Raw genomic sequence first — 560 nt, forward strand, 5'->3', positions numbered from 1 at the left:
ATTGTTGGGTTTATAAACCCATATCCGCTGTAATTTCTTTGATCTGTTTGAGATCCATTTTGTAGACTTCAATTAGTTGATCGATTTGGCTAAGTCGAGAATTTGCTTCATCGTGCTTATCGCAAGCATCGGATTTTACATCCCACGACTTCCCTTCTAAGAACACATCACACTCTTTCTTCAGCTTGTCGATTTTCGGCAGTAGCTTCTCTCGCTCTTTCTCTAACGCTTCTAGATCTTGCGAGATTTTGAGTTCTTTCTGGAACACTTCACGAGAGCGTTCAAACATGGTTGCTTGCATATCCGCTTGGCGAGTGAGCTTTTCATTCTCTGTCTTGCTCGAGCTCAACTTGTCATTCTGTTGCTTCACTTGAGATTCCAAAGACAAGTTAACCTTCTCGACCTCGGTAAGCTGAGCTTGTAATTTTTTCAGCGCTTTCTGATGTGCGGCGTCCTTTTCTGCGAGCAGTGCATCCACTTTCTCTTGGATTTCTTTGTCTAGCGACTCTTCACGAGTTTTAACTTGAGAAACTAACGCGGTTTTATCTTGCGCAAGCGCT

General features: G+C 43.0%; 1 protein-coding gene. It reads right to left on the bottom strand.

Annotation, left to right across the window (positions count from 1 at the left end; all coding sequences use genetic code 11):
• Positions 1-10: 10 nt before the first annotated feature.
• A partial coding sequence (locus R8O10_RS26805; protein WP_318192173.1) for a chromosome partitioning protein ParA occupies positions 11-560 on the bottom strand: 550 nt, incomplete at its 5' end.

It is taken from the genome of Vibrio sp. 1727, assembly GCF_033344415.1.
Lineage (GTDB): Bacteria > Pseudomonadota > Gammaproteobacteria > Enterobacterales > Vibrionaceae > Vibrio > Vibrio alginolyticus.